The sequence below is a fragment of the Parabacteroides goldsteinii DSM 19448 = WAL 12034 genome (genome assembly GCF_000969835.1).
Lineage (GTDB): Bacteria > Bacteroidota > Bacteroidia > Bacteroidales > Tannerellaceae > Parabacteroides > Parabacteroides goldsteinii.
In genome coordinates this window covers 1-2074 of record NZ_KQ033917.1, presented here as the reverse complement: position 1 = coordinate 2074, position 2074 = coordinate 1, and the positions used below count along the sequence as shown (strand labels likewise).

At 33.8% G+C, this 2074-nt stretch carries 1 protein-coding gene; it reads left to right on the top strand.

Annotated features, from left to right (window positions below; translation table 11 throughout):
* Window positions 1–202: 202 nt before the first annotated feature.
* The gene (locus tag HMPREF1535_RS24980; RefSeq protein WP_046145813.1) at window positions 203–1414 is read left to right on the top strand and encodes an ROK family transcriptional regulator; all 1212 of its coding nucleotides are present in this window, start codon (window positions 203–205) and stop codon (window positions 1412–1414) included.
* Window positions 1415–2074: the final 660 nt, after the last annotated feature.

Genomic DNA, 2074 nt, shown 5'->3' with positions numbered 1-2074 from the left:
TAGTTCTTAGAAGACTATGATGTATTATGTTTTTTTTAATTAAAAGGATCCCTTGTTTTTGAATGCTAGAACGATTTCTGATGCATAAATTGGATTTGCAAGATCGACTGTTACATATTTTTTTTATTTACTCAGAGGACTATTTGAAGAATATTTATCTACTTTTGTTTATTCAAATGACAGAAGTAAAAAAAATAGTACCATGAATACAAAATTCCTTATCACGGCCGATAGCAATCGTAGTGCATTATTAAAAAAGAAGATTATACATTATTATATAGCTAATGGTGATGCCACAATTGCAGAATTGTGCAAGGAAATGGATTTGAGTATTCCTACCGTAACGAAGCTGGTAGGAGAATTACTGGATGACGGTTATATCCTGGATTTTGGAAAACAGGAGACTAACGGGGGGCGCAAACCGAATATCTATGGTTTGAATCCGGTTTCTGGTTATTTTGTTGGCGTGGATGTTTTCCGGAGCAAAATTAATGTTGCAGCTGTCGATTTCAAAGGAGACAAGTTACGTGTAGAAGAAAATATTCCGTATTCATTGGAGAATACACCAGAGGCATTGGAGATATTATGTAATCTGATTAACGACTTTATTGACCGATTGAGTGTTCCTCGCGAAAAAGTATTAGCTGTAGGTGTAAATATATCGGGGCGTGTTAATCCTGTGTCAGGCTATAGCTACAGTATTTTTTATTTTGAAGAAAAACCGTTATCCCAGATTCTGGAGGAGCGCATTAATATAAAAATTTATATAGAAAATGATACCCGTGCAATGATGTATGGTGAATATATGCAAGGTGTCGTAAAGGGAGAAAAAAATATATTGTTCATTAATATGGGATGGGGATTAGGACTTTCCATCTTTATAAACGGTGAACTGTATTATGGCAAGTCCGGTTTTTCCGGTGAGTTCGGACATTTCTGTTTCTTTGATAACGAAATTCTGTGCCATTGCGGTAAAAAGGGGTGTATTGAAACCGAAGCATCCGGTTCTGCCTTGCATCGTAAGTTGCTGGAACGTTACCGCGAAGGCAGCAGTACTATACTCGCTGAAAAAATAGAAAAGAAAGAGAAGATAAAAATGGCCGATATGATAGAGGCAATCCAGAAGGAAGATGTGCTTTGTATCGAAATCCTGGAAGAAATGGGTGAGAAGCTGGGCCGTGGAATTGCCGGACTTATGAATATCTTCAACCCGGAGTTGGTGGTACTCGGTGGAACTTTGTCTTTGACCAGCGAATATATCAGTCTGCCTATTAAAAGCGCTATACGGAAATATTCTCTTAATTTGGTTTCTCAGGATACCGAAATCAAAGTCTCCAGGCTAGGAGAACGAGCAGGTGCACTGGGTGCATGCTTGCTTTCACGAAGCAAAATGTTGGGAATGATTCGTTATTAATTAATATTTTTATTAATAAGACTTTGATAGTAAAACTTTGTAATACAATAAAATAGATATTGTTGTTTCTGCGATGTGAGCGGAATATTTGTTTATCAAAAGAGAGCATGCATTTATCGCTCTCTTTTAATATTTACGTACTTTCCCTTCAAAACAATATCTGTAAATGATTATTTTCGTTTTAGATATATTTGATAGAATATTTAATTTATTTCTTCTCTATATTAAAAATATTTATTTATATTTGCGGTGTAATTAAATGTATCGATCAAGTGATTGGGAGATATTGAGTTTATGAAAACAATTTAGAAGAGTCCTTTAGTTATGTAAAATGAAAAGTTAACTGTAGTTGTTTTTTAATGCATTGAATTATCTTTGGAACCTCTTTTTTGTAAATGAGTTCTACTCTTTTAGTACTGGCGGTATTCCATTCAGCACTTTATTACAAAGTAAGAGAACTAAAAAAGATGATTGTTACTTGCTAATATGCAATCTCATAAGGGTATATAAGATTTTAGTAAATACTTTTAAAAAATGAGATAATTGAATGCATAAAAGCTAACCGTAGTCTTCTAAGAACTATGTCTTCATACGACACAAACATTAATTTATCAAAAAGAGTCAACCTTAGTTATTAACAAATAAAAGTAATTTATTATG